The sequence below is a fragment of the Methylorubrum subtropicum genome (assembly GCF_038442325.1).
In the GTDB taxonomy this organism is placed as follows: domain Bacteria; phylum Pseudomonadota; class Alphaproteobacteria; order Rhizobiales; family Beijerinckiaceae; genus Methylobacterium; species Methylobacterium subtropicum.
On record NZ_JBBXMW010000009.1, the window covers coordinates 95,974 to 110,371 of the forward strand.

Genomic DNA, 14,398 nt, shown 5'->3' on the forward strand with positions numbered 1-14,398 from the left:
GTATCAACGACGAAACGGCAGCCTGAAGACCCCGCTTCGAGCGAGCCCCGGCCACCGATCGATCCGGCTCGGCCGGACGGCGCTAACTTGGCAAATCTTCTTGGCAAGTCAACTCGCGAGGGCGCGTTCGGTTCACGCCCCTCGTCCGAGCAGGCCGGCGTAGACGCCGAGCGTCCCCGCGATCATCCGGTCGAGGGAGAAATGCGCCTCGACATGGCTCTGCGCCCGGCGGCTCATCGCGTCGCGGGCGCTGGCCCGCAGCGTCAGCGCCTCGGCGATGGCGTCGGCCAGCGCCACAGCGTCGCCGGCCGGCACGCGCCAGCCGGTGCGCTGGGCCGGATCGACGTCGGGCGGGGCCAGCACCGTCTCGGGCACCGCGCCGAGATCGGAGACCACCACGGGGATGCCGAGCGCCTGCGCCTCCACCGCCGAGCGCCCGAACGCCTCGGGCTCGACCGAGGGCACCGCCACCACGGAGGCCGCGCGGAAGGCCGCGGGCATGTCGGTGCAGTGGCCGGTGCGACGCACGATCCCGGTGAGGCCGCGCGCCTCGATCAGGGCGTCCAGTTCGCGCTCGTAGTTCGTGCGCCCCTGCGCGTCGCCCGCCAGCACCACGGCGAGGTCGGTCAGGCCGAGGTCGCGCATTCGGGCCGCCGCCTCGATCAGCACACGCTGGCCCTTCCAGGCGGTGAGGCGGGCGGCCAGCAGCACCACCCGCTCGTGCGGGGCGACCCCCCAGGCCCGGCGCAGGGCCTCGACGCGGGCCGGTGCCACCGCGGAGGGCGTGAAGGTGGACAGATCGGTGCCGCGGTGGATCACCACGATCCGGTCGCCGGCCTGCTCGGGATGCGCCCGGCGGATCAAGTCGGCGGTGTAGTGCGAGTTGGCGATGACGACATCGCCCCGCGCCATCACCGAATTGTAGAGGAGCTTGACGCTGGTGCGGCCCGAATAGCTGCCGTGATAGGTCGTGACGAACGGGATTTTCAAGCGGCGCGCCGCGCCGAGCGCGACCCAGGCCGGGGCGCGGGAGCGGGCGTGGAGGATCTGCACGCCCTCGCGGCGGCAGAGCCGGACGAGGCGTTCGACGTTCACCGCCATGGCGAGCGGGTTCTTCGTGTTCGCCGGAAACGGCACCCAGGTGCCGCCCTTGGCCTGCAGCTCGCCCACGAGCCGCCCGCCCTCGGTCGCGACCAGCGCGCGGGCGCCGGCCTCGGCGAGGGCCGCGGCGACATCGACGGTGGTGCGCTCGGCGCCGCCGGCTTCCAGCGCCGGGATGATCTGCAGCACCGTGACGCCGGCGAGCGGCGACGGTTCGCCCGCCCGCACGGGGCCCCCGGACAAGCCGACCCCGTTCATCGCCGGCCCCGCGGCCGCGGGAGGGTCGCTCGATACGCACTCATGACCTAAGAATCCGCCCAAGCGCTTTACGGTTCGGTAAACGCCCCCTCACCGCGCTTTCTCGAATTGTCAGGACCAACGCGAACGTGAACGATTCGGCCCCCTCCCCCGACGAACTGCCCGTCACCCATCTGAGCGTAGGCGGCGACGCCCCGCGCCGGCTCGCCCTGCGCATCCGCGAGGGCGACGGCCCGGCGGTAGTGTGGCTCGGCGGCTTCCGCTCCGACATGCGCGCCACCAAGGCCGCCGCCCTCGATGCTTGGGCGGCGCAGGAAGGCCGGCGCATGGTGCGGTTCGACTATTCCGGCCACGGCGAATCGGAGGGCCGGTTCGAGGACGGTACCATCTCGGACTGGCTCGCCGACGCCGAAGCGGTGATCGCCGCCCATGCGGGCGAGCGGCCGATCCTCGTCGGCTCGTCCATGGGCGGCTGGATCGCCTGCCTCGCCGCCCGCAACCGGGCGCGCCGGGGCGGGCGGATCGGCGGAATGGTGCTGATCGCCCCGGCCCTCGACTTCACGGAAGAGCTGATGTGGGCGTCGTTCCCGCAGGAGATCCGGGAGACCTTGGAGCGCGAGGGCGTCTGGTACCGCCCGACCGACTACGCGCCGGAGCCCGACCCGATCCGCATGGCGCTGATCGAGGACGGACGGCGCCATCTGCTGCTCGGCGAGGATTTGCAGCCCGGCGGCCCGGTCCACATCCTACAAGGCATGCGCGACCCGGACGTGCCCTACGCCCACGCGCTGCGCATCCTCGACCGCCTGCCCGCCGAGGGCACGCGCCTGACGCTGGTGAAGGACGCCGACCACCGGCTGTCGCGTCCACAGGACATCGCGCTGCTGGTCCGCACCGTCGAGGCGATGGCGCGGGAGGGGTGAGAGGCCGTTCGACCGGCCCATCCCACCCATCCCCCTCATCCTGAGGTGGCGACGCGAAGCGGCGCCCTCGAAGGAGGGCTCCAGGGAACGCGTGATCCGCTGGAGCCCTCCTTCGAGGCCCGCTTCACGGGCACCTCAGGATGAGGGGAGTGGGTGGGATGGTCCTGTCGAACGGGCTCCGGCGGCTCACGCCGGAAGGACGACGACCTTCGTCTTCACCGGCGTCCGCGAATACAAGTGGATCATGTCCTGGCTCAGCAGGCCGACGCAGCCGCTGGTGATGCCCGAACCGATCGATTCCGGGTCGCTGCTCGCGTAGATCGTGTACAGCGTGTAGGCGCCGTTCTGGTAGAGATGGAGCGTGCGGGCGCCGAGCGGGTTGTCGAGGCCGCCGGGCATGCCGCGGGCGTATTTCGCGGCCTCGGGCTGGCGCTTGATCATCTCTTTCGGCGGGGTCCACGTCGCCCATTCGGACTTGCGGCCGACATAGGCGTCGCCGCTCCACAGGAACCCGTCGCGCCCGACATTGGCGCCGTAGCGGGTCGCCATGCCGTCCTCCTCGATCCGGTAGACGTAGAACTTGCCCGGATCGACCACGATGGTGCCGGGGGCCTCCTTCGAGGCGTACTGCACCGTCCGGCGGTAGTATTTCGGATCGACCTTCTTGATGTCGACCGCGGGGATCGCGAACTTCTCGTCCGGCAGCGGCCCGTAGGTCTTGGCGGCTTCCGCCATCAGCGCGCCGTCGGCGGTGACGCAGCCGCCGAGGCCGAGCGCGCCGAGCCCAGCGGCGGAGCCGGCCAGGAACGAGCGGCGGCTGAGAAAGGGGGCCCGAGGCGCGAAGCCAGCGAGCGCGGCATCCTTGCGATCGATCGTCATGATCCCGGACTCCCTTGTCCTGTCATCCGACGCGACCGGAAACGGCTAAGCTTTCGAAGTCAAGACACAGCCCGCCCGAAAACCGTGAGCGGCGGGGTTCCCAGCTATCGCCGCCGACGTCTGTTGCGTGAACGCGGCGCTTCCGAGCCGGAATCGGCGACGCTGCCCCCGTCGTCGACCGTGCCGACGGTGAAGGTGGCGCTCATCCGGCCGTTGCGGCGACTGTAGCGGCTGCGCCGGGCGCGGCGGCCCTCCTGCAGTTCCGGCTCCTCGACCGCCGGGATGCCGGGGATCGTCGCCGTCGAGGCGACCGGCATGGGCGCGCTGACCGTGGCGGAGCCGTCGCCGCCGCCGACATTGCGGGCGGGGGGGCCGAACATCGCGAGGCACTGGTTGTAGGCGAGGTCGTTCTTCAGCCGCTCGCACTCCGCCATGTTGCGGGGCGTACCCTGCGCCGCGGCCGGGGCAGCGAGCGCCAGCAGGCAGCCGGCCGAGAGGAGGATCGAGCGGAGCGGAGGGCGCATGATGCGGCGGGCGACCCTGGGTGAGGCGGCGGGAAAGCTTGAGCGTGGCAGGCGTCAGGCCTTCTCGCCGGGGAGTGCGGCGAAAAAAGGTGCGCGCCACGTCCCTTCCGCGTCGCTCAATATGATTAATGAAATCTTTTCATGATTAATGAAATCTTTTCGCCGGTCCCCGCATCGTGCCGCGCCGCTAACGATCCGGTCGTTCCATCCAGCGGATCAGCGGCATCAGCGGGAAGATCCAGGCGAAGCCGAGGATGCAGTAGGCGACCGTCTGGATCGCCGGATGGGCTTCAGAAATCCGGCTGTCGGCCAGCGCCATGGCGAGCGGCGCGTAGACGATGACGAAGGCCAGGATGCCGAAGGTGCCGAGGAAGGTGCGCGTGCGGCGGCGCATGGGAGCGGGATACCGTCTGATTCGAGGTCGCCGCTCGCTCGTACCGACCGGAGCCGCGGGCCGCAACGCCGGGACGCTGCGTCAAACCCGGCCCCGATCATCCGTCGCGTTGCGCGCGGGCCCCCGCTTCCCGTAAGGCACGGGGCATATCCGGCCGTCCTCGGCGAGAATCCGCGCTTTCAAAGATCATGCGACTGTCCCCAGCCTCGACCGACCTCGCCCCCGCGCGCCCCGGCCAACGCGCCGTGCGCGCATGGCTCTACCTGCTGGCGGCCCTGGTGGTCGCGATGGTGGCCATCGGCGGCGCGACGCGGATGACCGGCTCGGGGCTCTCGATCACCGAGTGGCGGCCCGTGACCGGCGTGGTGCCGCCGCTCAGCGCGGCCGATTGGGCGGCGGAATTCGGGAAGTACCGCGACACGCCGCAATTCCGCATCCTCAACCAGGGCATCGCGCTGTCCGACTTCAAGACGCTCTACTGGTGGGAATGGGGCCATCGCCTGCTCGGGCGCATCGTCGGCCTCGTGTTCTTCCTGCCCTTCCTGTTCTTCTGGGCGCGCGGCTTCCTCTCGCGGCGCCTGCTCGTCGGGCTGCTCGGCCTCGGCCTGCTCGGCGGGCTTCAGGGCGCCATCGGCTGGATCATGGTCGCCTCGGGGCTCCAGCCCGGCATGACCGCGGTCGCCCCGCTGAAGCTCGCGCTCCATCTCACCACCGCGAGCCTGATCCTGGCCGGCCTCGTCTGGCTCGCCGCGGGCACGCGCCCCGGCGCGCTCGATCCCGCGCCGGGCCCGGTGCGGGCGCTCGCCTGCGTGATGCCGGCCCTCGTGCTGATGCAGATCTGGCTCGGCGGGCTGGTGGCCGGCTCCAAGGCCGGGCTCGTGCACAACACCTGGCCGGACATGGACGGCGTGTTCCTGCCGCCGTCGCAGACGCTGTTCGCGCAGGTGCCCTGGATCGAGAACTTCGTCGACAACCTCACCCTGGTGCAGCTGAACCACCGCCTGTTCGCCTACCTCGTCGTGCTGGTGGCGCTGATCCACGCCGTCGATGCGGTGCGCCGCTCGGCCGGACCGGCCGCGGGCCGGGCCGTGGGCGTGGCCGTGCTGGCCACCGCGCAGATGGGCCTCGGCATCGTCACGCTGCTGCTGCAGGTGCCGCTTTGGGCCGGCCTCGCCCATCAGGTCTTCGCCATGGCGGTCTTGGTGATGGCGACCGTCCACGCCCGGCTCAGCCTCGGCACGACCGCCGCCCCCGTCCCGGCGGCGCCCCAGCCGATGGTGCCGATCGGGTTCGAGGCTCTGGCCGGACGATAACGTAATGGCGCGGCAGCGCCCGCCCCTGCTGCCGTGCCGGACGCTGTGGGGCACCTGCGAGCGGCGCGACGCCCGGCCCGGCTGGCGCCGCTTCACGCAGGCCGACTTCCACCCGATCGACGGCGACGCCCCGTGGGGCCTGTTCGCCCGCAACGGCAGCCTGCTGGGCACCGGGCGTGCGCCGAGCACGCCGCTGGCCGAGCCGGAGCCGGGGGAGACAGGGCCGACCCTCTATATCGGCCTGCTCGCGCTCCATTACGGGCATTTCCTCATCAACACCCTGCCCCATCTCTGGCCCCTCGTCGGCTGGCAAGGCGAGCGGCCGAAACTTCTCTGCCACGCGAAGCCCGGAAGCTGGCACGGCGCGCCATTCCTGGAAAAAATCCTCGGCCGGCTGGGCTACGGCCTCGACGATCTCGTCACCTTCGAGCGCCCGGTGCGCCTGTCCGATGTGCTGGTGCCGGAGCCGGCGCTCCATGAGCAGGCGAGCGTCCACGCGATCTACGGCGATCTCTGCCGCGCCATCGGCGAGGGGTTCTGGACGCCGGGCGAGGTCGATTCCGTTGCCCGCCCGGCCTACCTCGCCAAGACGCGGCTGGCCTCGGGCATCACCCGGCTGGTCAACGAGGTCGAGATCGCCGACGAACTCGCGCGAAACGGCGTCGAGATCGTCCATCCCGAGACCCTCGATCTGCCGGCGCAGGTGCGCCTGCTCTCGCAGCGGCGGACGATCCTCGGCACGGTCGGCTCGGCCTTCCACACCACCGTGTTCGCGGCCCCGAACCGGCGCCTCGTCGGCCTCAACTGGCAGCCGGCGCTCAACGCCAACTTCGCCCTGCTCGACGGCCTCAACGGGACGCGGGCGCGCTATCTCCACGCCCCCGGCACGCTCTACCGCGAACGCGGCGCCTTCGAGGTCTCCTGGGAGGTGCCCGACCCGCGCGGGATCGCCCGGGCGATGCTGGCGGAAGCCGAAGCGCTCGACCGCGGCCTAGGGTCCCGCTCCTGATCCCGATGCGCCCCCGCCGGTTGGCTCGAAACCTGCTGCGCCCGCGGCGGCGGTTCACGAAACCGTCGCGGTCCGCCCCGATCCTGCACGCCGCCTAAACGGCGATGCAACATGAACCGCGCCTCTTCTTGCGCTGCACAAGGTCAAATCAGTTGTCATTCGTTCATGACTCGCGTGCGACACTCAGGTTGACACCTGTGGATACGTATTTTTCGGACGGAACGACTTGTGACGTGAAGAATTGAGAGACACCAACACGGGAGCAGAGGATGTTTGTCGCGGACGACGGCCGGCCCCTGAGTCTGACCTGGCACTATACGCCGAGCGAGATGCGGGCGGATGGGGCGGTCCACGTCGCGGGCGTTCTCTTCGGTGTTCTGGGCGCGGTCAGCCTGATCGTCATCGCGGCGCTGAACCATCTCGGTTGGATGGAGCGGGCCTCGCTCATGGTCTACGCGACCGCTCTGGTGGCGATGCTCGGGGCGTCGGCGGCCTACAACATGTGGCCGATCTCGCCGCGCAAATGGATCCTGCGCCGGCTCGACCACGCCTTCATCTACCTGATGATCGCCGGCACCTACACGCCGGTCGTGGCGCTGGTCGGCTCCGGCCTCGTCGCCTGGAGCCTGCTCGCCCTGGTCTGGACGGTGGCGCTCGCCGGCATCGCCATCAAGATCCTGATGCCGGGCCGCTGGGACCGGGTGTCGATCGTGCTCTACCTGATGCTGGGCTGGAGCGGCGTGCTCGCCTACGAATCGGTGATCTCGGGGCTGAGCCCCTCCGCCTTCTGGCTCCTCGCCACCGGCGGCCTGCTCTACTCGGTCGGCGTGGTGTTCCACGTCTGGCGCAGCCTGCCGTTCCAGAACGCGATCTGGCACGCCTTCGTGCTCGCCGCCACCGCGTGCCATTACGGCACGATCATCACCAGCGTGCTCGCCGCGGGGACGTGATCCCGATCAATCCGACCCATCCCCCTCATCCTGAGGTGCGGAGCCAAGCGTAGCCTCGAAGGAGGGCTCCAGTTCGCTCAGCGATCCCTGGAGCCCTCCTTCGAGGCCGCTCACGCGGCACCTCAGGATGAGGGGATTTGTCGGGACAGGCGCCTCGGAAAAACCTCTCAGGCGCTCTCCGACCCGCCGCCCTCGCCGATGGTATCCGACGCACGCTCCACCGCGCCGATGGCGTCGAGCAGGTGCTGCACGCTGCGCTCCACCTCGATCGCCGGGCGGTCCATGGCGGCGGCGCGCTCCACCAGCCCTTCGAGCTGATCGAGGACGTCCAAGAGATCGCTCGCCACGGACGCCGCGTCGCTGGCGGCGCGGGAACGGGTGGCGGGTTGGGGCTTGCGGAAGGGAACGACCGTGCTCATCGCCGTCCTGTGTCGCGGATGGCGGGCCTGGACGCCACCCCGGAGCCCACGCCCATCCACATTTGCGGGCATACGCGGCGGCCTCCCTCGCGGATTGGTGAGTTTTGGGTGAGGCCGTTGCTCGGGATGCTCGGCAAACCGGCAAGGTTCGGGGCGGGCGAACGCCGTTCCGAAGCGCCCGGTAAAACCGAACACTTCGAATCGCCTGTTTGCCGACACGGATTGACAAGGATGGCGCGGCGGCAGAGGTTGGAATCGTTCCGAGGGGGGCCCTAACCGGGCTGAGAGTGGGCAAGACGCCCTGACCCTTGAACCTGATCCGGTTCGTACCGGCGGAGGGACGGGAACCTGCGGCCGGCGCACGAGGCGTCGGCCTTCCGCACCATCGTCGGGACCAACGGGTCGCCTCCCACGCCAGGAGCGACAGCGATGAACGCACCCGTCCGTCCCAAGGACTTCCCCCAGAACAACCCCGCCAGCGTGACTACCGGGCCGATCCAGGGCTCGCGCAAGGTCTACGACGCGGTCCCCGGCCATCCCGACATCCGCGTGCCCTACCGCGAGATCGCGCTCTCCGACGCCAAGGAGGCGCCGGTGCGGGTCTACGATCCGTCCGGCCCCTATACCGAGACGGATGCCCGCATCGATCTGGAGAAGGGCCTGCCGACCGCCCGCGAGCCGTGGATCGCGAAGCGCGGCTACGCGGCGGTGAAGCCCCGCGAGGTCAAGCCCGAGGACAACGGCTTCGCCTCCGCCGACAAGCTCGTCGCCCCGTGCCCGGCCGAGCGCACGATCCGCCGCGCGGAAGCAGGCCAGATGGTGACGCAGTACGAGTTCGCGAAAGCGGGCATCGTCACCGAGGAGATGATCTACGTCGCCCACCGCGAGAACGCGTGCCGCGCCGAGATGCTGAAGAGCGCGGAAGCCGCCCTCGCGGATGGGCAGAACTTCGGCGCGTCGATCCCGCCCTTCATCACGCCCGAATTCGTGCGCGACGAGATCGCCCGCGGCCGGGCCATCATCCCGGCCAACATCAACCATCTCGAACTCGAGCCGATGGCGATCGGCCGCAATTTTTTGGTGAAGATCAACGCCAACATCGGCAACTCGGCCGTCACCTCCTCGGCCGCTGAGGAAGTTGAGAAGCTGGTCTGGTCGATCCGCTGGGGCGCGGACACCGTCATGGACCTCTCGACCGGCCGCAACATCCACAACATCCGCTCGTGGATCGTGCGCAACTCCCCCGTTCCGATCGGCACCGTGCCGATCTATCAGGCACTGGAGAAGGTCGGCGGCGATCCGCTCAAGCTCGACTGGGAGGTGTTCAAGGACACCCTCATCGAGCAGGCCGAGCAGGGCATCGACTACTTCACCATCCATGCCGGCGTGCGGCTCGCCCACGTGCCGCTCACCGCGCGGCGCACCACCGGCATCGTGAGCCGCGGCGGCTCGATCATGGCGCGGTGGTGCCTCGCCGGGCACCGCGAATCGTTCCTCTACGAGCGGTTCGACGAGATCTGCGACATCATGCGGGCCTACGACGTGTCGTTCTCGCTCGGCGACGGCCTGCGCCCCGGCGCGATTGCGGATGCCAACGACGCGGCCCAGTTCGCCGAGCTGGAGACGCTGGGCGAACTCACCCAGATCGCTTGGGCCAAGGGCTGCCAGACCATGATCGAGGGCCCCGGCCACGTGCCGATGCACAAGATCAAGGTCAACATGGAGAAGCAGCTCGCCGAATGCGGCGAGGCGCCGTTCTACACCCTCGGCCCGCTGACCACCGACATCGCGCCGGGCTACGACCACATCACCTCGGGCATCGGCGCGGCGATGATCGGCTGGTTCGGCTGCGCCATGCTCTGCTACGTCACGCCCAAGGAGCATCTCGGGCTCCCGAACCGCGACGACGTGAAGACCGGCGTCATCACCTACAAGATCGCCGCGCACGCCGCCGACCTCGCCAAGGGCCACCCCGCCGCGCAGCTGCGCGACGACGCCCTCTCCCGCGCCCGGTTCGACTTCCGCTGGGAGGACCAGTTCAATCTGTCCCTCGACCCGGACACGGCGCGCAGCTTCCATGACGAGACCCTGCCGAAGGACGCCCACAAGGTCGCCCATTTCTGCTCGATGTGCGGCCCGAAATTCTGCTCGATGAAGATCACGCAGGACCTGCGCGCCGACGTGCTCGCCATGGAGGAGGCGGGCATCGTGCTGGGCGAAGCCAAGCCCCTCTCGGAGGAGGAGCGCGAGGCCGGCATGGCGGCCAAGTCCCAGGAGTTCCTGGCGGAGGGCGGCAAGCTCTACGTCGACGCCGCCGAGTGATTTTTCAGGGGGCGGCCGGTCTCCGCGCCGGCCGCCTCTCCGTCCCGGCCTGCGTCATTCGATCGTTTCCTTGGGAAAATCTTTACGTTTCATCGACTCCGTTCCGCGGCAGCGGGGGAGAACGGGCCGCGGGTAAGACTCCGCTTATCGCCCGCGCGTGATCTTGGGTTCATGCTACGTCCCTGAACCTGAGAAGGACCTCCGCCATGGACGCGATCCGTCCAGCACCGCCGATGCCGCCCGTCACGGCGGCCCCCACCGTCACCCCGGTCCGCCCCGTGGCGGGCCCGTCGAACGGCCCCGAGTCGCGGGTGCTCGACCCGGCGGTCTCCATCGACGTGCGGCCCGAGGCCAGCGCGGCGAAATCGTCCGAGCCGGAGCAACGCGCCTATATCCGCGATCAGGACACCGCCTCGCTCGTCTTCCGCGTCACCGATCCCAAGACCGGCGACGTGGTGATGCAGCTGCCCACCGAAGTGGTCCTGCGGGCCCGCGCCTATGCGCAGGAGAACTCCGCGGCCTTCAGCGGCGAGCGGCTCGTCAAGACGGCGTGATTGGGCTTCGTTCGATGAGTTGACCGACGCGCTCCGGTGATTGCCCCAAGGCGGTCTCCCAACCGGGAGGGTCGCTGCCGGTGGCTCGCGGTGACAGGCGGCAGCGAATCCCTTAAAGAAAGGATCGAGACATTGTGGCGCATCCTTTGATGCACACGATCTGCTTGATCAAGAATGTTCAAAAATGCTCAGTTACTTTGGTTCTGAGGCGTTCTGGGCTCCGACAATTTTATCAATCGTTGTTATTTTGGCTGGGTCATTTGCAGTCAATAAAGAGTATTTTGTAAAAAAGCACTGGGCAAGAGTAGCAGGAACGATAGTGGATCATCACCACTCCGGTGGCGAAACGGACTATGATGTTTTAAAGATTTCTTACCATTATCTCGGGAAAGACTTTCACGTCACCTATTCCGACTACGGCACGAAAACTTGGTTCCGTTGTGGAGAGATTGAAATATTCGTTGATCCTAGAGACCCCACAGATATACACATTGGAAAAAATGTAAATTATTATAAGATTTTCACTCTCGCTACGTTCGTTTTTCTAGTGACCTCTTTGATGGCTTTGTATAGAGATGCGAAAGGCATGTAATGCAAATTCGCTGATTCGCGACACAATGCCATTTGAAAAATATCATAAATTACCATGCGGGTTTTTATAAAGAAAATGTTGTAATTGATTTGCTTATAAATCCACGTTCGGTACAGACCTCCGGCATCGGCCCGGTGGCGCCACGCGGCCCTGCGACTCGCAGTAGGCCCGCCCCGCGGCACGCCTTGACTATCGGGGCCCCGCCCCAATCTTCGGCTGCAAGCGGGGCCATGCCCCATCCTGGACAGCCGGACCCGACCTCATGCGCTTGCCGATCCTCGCCACCTGCCTTTCCGCCGTCGTGATCCTGGCGGCGCTGGGACCAGCGGATGCCGCCAAGCGCAAGGTGCAGGTGCCGCACCGCTACGACGGGCGCTGGAGCATCGAGGTCGTGACCCGCGACGGCCCCTGTGATCGCGCCTACCGCTACGGCGTGCAGATCCAGCGCGGCGAGGCGGTCTACGGCGGCGGCGAGGTGAACATCCAGGGCCGGGTCTCCCCCAACGGCGCCGTGCGCGGCATCATCTCCCGGGGCGACAACGCCGCCCAGGTCACCGGCCGCCTGACCCCCGGCGGCAGCGGCTCGGGCACGTGGCAGACCGTGGGCAACGGCCTCATCAGCTGCAGCGGCAACTGGAACGCCATGCGCCGGGGTTGAGCCCCATCCCTGTGGCGCCGGGGCGACAACCGAACTTTGTGTCGCGGTGCGGCATGAAGTCAGCCCCGATGCCCTAGATCTGTCGGTTTGTTCAGGGAAGGATGGGGGCGTTCGACACCGGTTCGAGACGCCCCATGAAAGCCGTGCTGCTCTGCGGTCTTGCCGTCGCCCTCGCCACCTCGGCCGTGGAGGCGCGCCCCGCCGCCCGCCAGCACGTGCCCGGCACGCCGCATGCGGTGCTGGCCCCGCTCGAAGAAGCGGCCACGGCGTGCTTCGCCGAGACGGTGATGTCGAACCCCAAGGCGATGCGGCTCGCCCGCGAGGCCCGCTGGTTCGAGGCCGCGGGCGTCATCGGCTTCCTGTGCCGCCCCGAGGTGCAGCGCATGGCGGTCGCCCACGACCAGATCTACGGCCGCGGCACCGGCGAACGCTTCTTCAAGGGCGCCTACGGCCGCCATCTGGACAAGCAGCTCGCCGCCCGCCTCCAGCCGCTGCTGGAGACGAAGTCGGTCGCCAGCGCCGAGCCCCCGGCGGAGAAGGCGGCGCTGACCGACGTCACCGAGACCGGCTCGACCTCCGACGAGCACTGAACCGGCCGACTCCCAAACCCAACCCCCTCATCCTGAGGTGCCGCAGCGAAGCGGAGGCCTCGAAGGAGCGCTCCAGCCGGCCGCGCGATCCCTGGAGCCCTCCTTCGGGGGCGCCGCTTCGCGCCGCCACCTCAGGATAAGAACGTGGGTGGGAGGGGCCTTTCGAGCCGCCTACTGACCCGCCCGTTCCGCCGCCAGCGCCTCGGCGCGCTTGCGTTCGTCCGGGGTGAGCCCGGCGGTGGCCTGATCGAGCACGTCGTCGGAGCGCCCCTGCGCCGCCGCGGCGAGGTTCCAGCCCGCCGCCTCGACGAGGTTTTTCGGCAGGCCGCGGCCGTGGAGATAGAGCCGGGCGACACGGTTCTGGGCGATGGCGTTGCCGCGGCGCGCGGCGTGCAGGAAGTAGCGGGCGGCGCGCGCCTCGTCCTTGGTCACGCCGTCGCCGAGGAACAGCCGGATCGCGAATTCGACCTCGCCCGCGAGATCACCGTTGTCGGCCGCGCGCCGGAACCACTGCGCCGCCTGGACGGTGTCGCGCTTCACGCCCTTGCCCTGGAGATAGAGCACGCCGAGCGCGTGCTGGGCCGGGGCGATCTCGGCCTCGGCCGCCTTGCGGAAGTTGACCGCCGCCGCCGCGTGCTCCTCAGGCTTCGCATCGGCGATCTGGATCAGGGCGAGGTTGTAGGCCGCACTCGGCTCGTTGCGCTGGGCCGCCTTCTCCAGCCACTCGCGCCCGGCCTTGGCGTCCTTGGGCTGGCCGCGCCCATCCATCGCCATCAGGCCGAGCGAGGCCATGGCATGCGGCTCGCCCTGCGCGGCGGCGAGGCGGTACCATTCGAGCGCGCGCTTGGGGTCCTGCTTGGTGCCGAGGCCCTGGTTGTAGAGTTCGCCCAAGAGCGTCATCGCCGGGGCGTCCTTGGGGTTCGCCTCGATGCGCTTGGTCGCCTCGCGGAAGGCCGTGACGTAGCGCCCGCGCTGATAGGCGCCGTAGGCCGCATCCGGGTTCGGACTGGGCCGGGCCGGCAGCACCCCGTCGGATTTCGCGCTGTAGGGCGAGGGCAGCTCGCGATCGAGGCCCTGGCCGGGCTTTTTCGGTGCAGCCGCTTCCTTCGCGGGCGTCTCGGCGGGTTTAGGGACCGCGAGTGCCGTCACCGGCCATACAGCGAGGCCAGCAGTGAGAAGCGCCGAACGCCTCATCCCGCCGCCCCGCCCACACGAGGGTCCACCCAAAAATCCAATAAGAATCATCGAGCCTTGTCGAGAACCGCCTGTGCCGTGCGCACGCCCTCGGCATCGCCCAGCCAGAGGGCGCTTTCGAGGCCGACGAACTCGGCCCCCGTCGCGGCGAGCGCCTCGACTTCCCCGGCCTCAGCGGCGACCGCGATGCAGGGTGTCTCGAAGATCTCGGCCCACCACGTCGCGCGCTCGCGCACTTCTTGCGGGTCGGGCGCGGCGCCGTCGGGAAACAGGCCGCCGAACAGCAGGTAGTCGGCACCGGCCTCGCCCGCGAGCATGGCGACATCGCGCGAGCCGAGCACGCCGCCGGCCCCGAGGATGCGGCCGTCGCGCAGGCGCCCGCGCAGGTCGCGCAGAGTCTCGTCGTCGGCGCGATCCACGTGCACGCCGTCGGCCCCGCCGCGGGCCGCGACCGAGACGAGGTCGCCGTCGAAGTCGGGCACCGCGACGACGACCGCCGCGCCCTGACCTTGCGCCGACGGGCAGAGCTTCTTCAGCAGCGCGACGAGGCTGCGCTCGTCGCTGGTCGCGAGCCGCAGGATCACCGCCGCCACGTCGCCCGCCGCGCAGGCGGCTTCGAGCGCCCGCGCGGTAGCCTCGGCCTGTTCGGCGCCGAGACCGTAGGGGGACAGGAGGGCGAGGCGGGGCTTGGGGCCCGCCGCTTGCGGCTCGCTCACTG

Annotated in this window: 16 protein-coding genes and 1 riboswitch; of the genes, 9 read left to right on the forward strand and 7 right to left on the reverse strand. The window is 69.2% G+C overall.

Going from position 1 to position 14,398, the window contains the following annotated elements; translation table 11 throughout:
• Nucleotides 1-132 precede the first annotated feature (132 nt).
• On the reverse strand, nt 133-1,359 hold the full coding sequence (locus tag AAHG03_RS14235; protein WP_342151330.1) for a glycosyltransferase family 4 protein: 1,227 nt from the start codon (nt 1,357-1,359) through the stop codon (nt 133-135).
• A gap of 128 nt (nt 1,360-1,487) precedes the next feature.
• On the opposite strand from AAHG03_RS14235, the gene AAHG03_RS14240 reads away from it, so the two are divergent.
• Nucleotides 1,488-2,282 (forward strand): alpha/beta hydrolase, encoded by a 795-nt coding sequence (locus AAHG03_RS14240; protein WP_342151331.1) that lies wholly within the window; start codon nt 1,488-1,490, stop codon nt 2,280-2,282.
• Nucleotides 2,283-2,468: 186 nt separating this feature from the next.
• On the opposite strand, the gene AAHG03_RS14245 is transcribed toward AAHG03_RS14240, so the two are convergent.
• The 3 genes from AAHG03_RS14245 to AAHG03_RS14255 all read right to left on the reverse strand — a co-directional run bounded on the left by AAHG03_RS14245 (nt 2,469) and on the right by AAHG03_RS14255 (nt 4,079).
• Nucleotides 2,469-3,161: a L,D-transpeptidase gene (locus AAHG03_RS14245; RefSeq protein WP_342151332.1), complete on the reverse strand. Its 693-nt coding sequence runs from the start codon at nt 3,159-3,161 to the stop codon at nt 2,469-2,471.
• Between the two features lie 104 nt (nt 3,162-3,265).
• A complete protein-coding gene (locus AAHG03_RS14250) occupies nt 3,266-3,685 on the reverse strand; it encodes a hypothetical protein (protein WP_342151333.1) in 420 nt (139 codons plus the stop codon).
• 187 nt (nt 3,686-3,872) lie between these two features.
• Nucleotides 3,873-4,079, reverse strand: coding sequence for a DUF2842 domain-containing protein (locus tag AAHG03_RS14255; protein ID WP_342151334.1), 207 nt, complete (start codon nt 4,077-4,079; stop codon nt 3,873-3,875).
• Nucleotides 4,080-4,267: 188 nt separating this feature from the next.
• Here AAHG03_RS14255 and AAHG03_RS14260 point away from each other — a divergent pair, with 188 nt between their 5' ends.
• The 3 genes from AAHG03_RS14260 to trhA all read left to right on the forward strand — a co-directional run bounded on the left by AAHG03_RS14260 (nt 4,268) and on the right by trhA (nt 7,351).
• The gene (locus AAHG03_RS14260) at nt 4,268-5,392 is read left to right on the forward strand and encodes a COX15/CtaA family protein (RefSeq protein WP_342151335.1); all 1,125 of its coding nucleotides are present in this window, start codon (nt 4,268-4,270) and stop codon (nt 5,390-5,392) included.
• Between the two features lie 4 nt (nt 5,393-5,396).
• Complete coding sequence (locus AAHG03_RS14265; protein ID WP_342151336.1) at nt 5,397-6,401, forward strand: glycosyltransferase family 61 protein; 1,005 nt, start codon at nt 5,397-5,399, stop codon at nt 6,399-6,401.
• Nucleotides 6,402-6,670: 269 nt separating this feature from the next.
• Nucleotides 6,671-7,351: a PAQR family membrane homeostasis protein TrhA gene (gene trhA / locus AAHG03_RS14270; RefSeq protein ID WP_342151337.1), complete on the forward strand. Its 681-nt coding sequence runs from the start codon at nt 6,671-6,673 to the stop codon at nt 7,349-7,351.
• Between the two features lie 167 nt (nt 7,352-7,518).
• Here trhA and AAHG03_RS14275 read toward each other — a convergent pair whose 3' ends face one another.
• The gene (locus AAHG03_RS14275; protein WP_342151338.1) at nt 7,519-7,770 is read right to left on the reverse strand and encodes a hypothetical protein; all 252 of its coding nucleotides are present in this window, start codon (nt 7,768-7,770) and stop codon (nt 7,519-7,521) included.
• Between the two features lie 253 nt (nt 7,771-8,023).
• Nucleotides 8,024-8,128: riboswitch (TPP riboswitch) on the forward strand.
• 71 nt (nt 8,129-8,199) lie between these two features.
• On the opposite strand from AAHG03_RS14275, the gene thiC reads away from it, so the two are divergent.
• The 5 genes from thiC to AAHG03_RS14300 all read left to right on the forward strand — a co-directional run bounded on the left by thiC (nt 8,200) and on the right by AAHG03_RS14300 (nt 12,486).
• A complete protein-coding gene (thiC, locus tag AAHG03_RS14280) occupies nt 8,200-10,092 on the forward strand; it encodes a phosphomethylpyrimidine synthase ThiC (RefSeq protein WP_342151339.1) in 1,893 nt (630 codons plus the stop codon).
• A gap of 206 nt (nt 10,093-10,298) precedes the next feature.
• On the forward strand, nt 10,299-10,646 hold the full coding sequence (locus AAHG03_RS14285; protein ID WP_342151340.1) for a flagellar protein FlaG: 348 nt from the start codon (nt 10,299-10,301) through the stop codon (nt 10,644-10,646).
• Nucleotides 10,647-10,830: 184 nt separating this feature from the next.
• Complete coding sequence (locus AAHG03_RS14290; RefSeq protein WP_342151341.1) at nt 10,831-11,238, forward strand: DUF3592 domain-containing protein; 408 nt, start codon at nt 10,831-10,833, stop codon at nt 11,236-11,238.
• Nucleotides 11,239-11,500: 262 nt separating this feature from the next.
• Nucleotides 11,501-11,896, forward strand: coding sequence for a hypothetical protein (locus AAHG03_RS14295; RefSeq protein WP_342151342.1), 396 nt, complete (start codon nt 11,501-11,503; stop codon nt 11,894-11,896).
• A gap of 134 nt (nt 11,897-12,030) precedes the next feature.
• Entirely contained in the window at nt 12,031-12,486 is a 456-nt protein-coding gene (locus AAHG03_RS14300) for a hypothetical protein (RefSeq protein ID WP_342151343.1), read from the forward strand.
• A gap of 171 nt (nt 12,487-12,657) precedes the next feature.
• On the opposite strand, the gene AAHG03_RS14305 is transcribed toward AAHG03_RS14300, so the two are convergent.
• Together AAHG03_RS14305 and AAHG03_RS14310 are read right to left on the reverse strand one after the other, a co-directional pair.
• Nucleotides 12,658-13,680, reverse strand: coding sequence for a tetratricopeptide repeat protein (locus AAHG03_RS14305; RefSeq protein WP_342151344.1), 1,023 nt, complete (start codon nt 13,678-13,680; stop codon nt 12,658-12,660).
• Nucleotides 13,681-13,727: 47 nt separating this feature from the next.
• On the reverse strand, nt 13,728-14,396 hold the full coding sequence (locus AAHG03_RS14310) for a thiamine phosphate synthase (protein ID WP_342151345.1): 669 nt from the start codon (nt 14,394-14,396) through the stop codon (nt 13,728-13,730).
• Nucleotides 14,397-14,398: the final 2 nt, after the last annotated feature.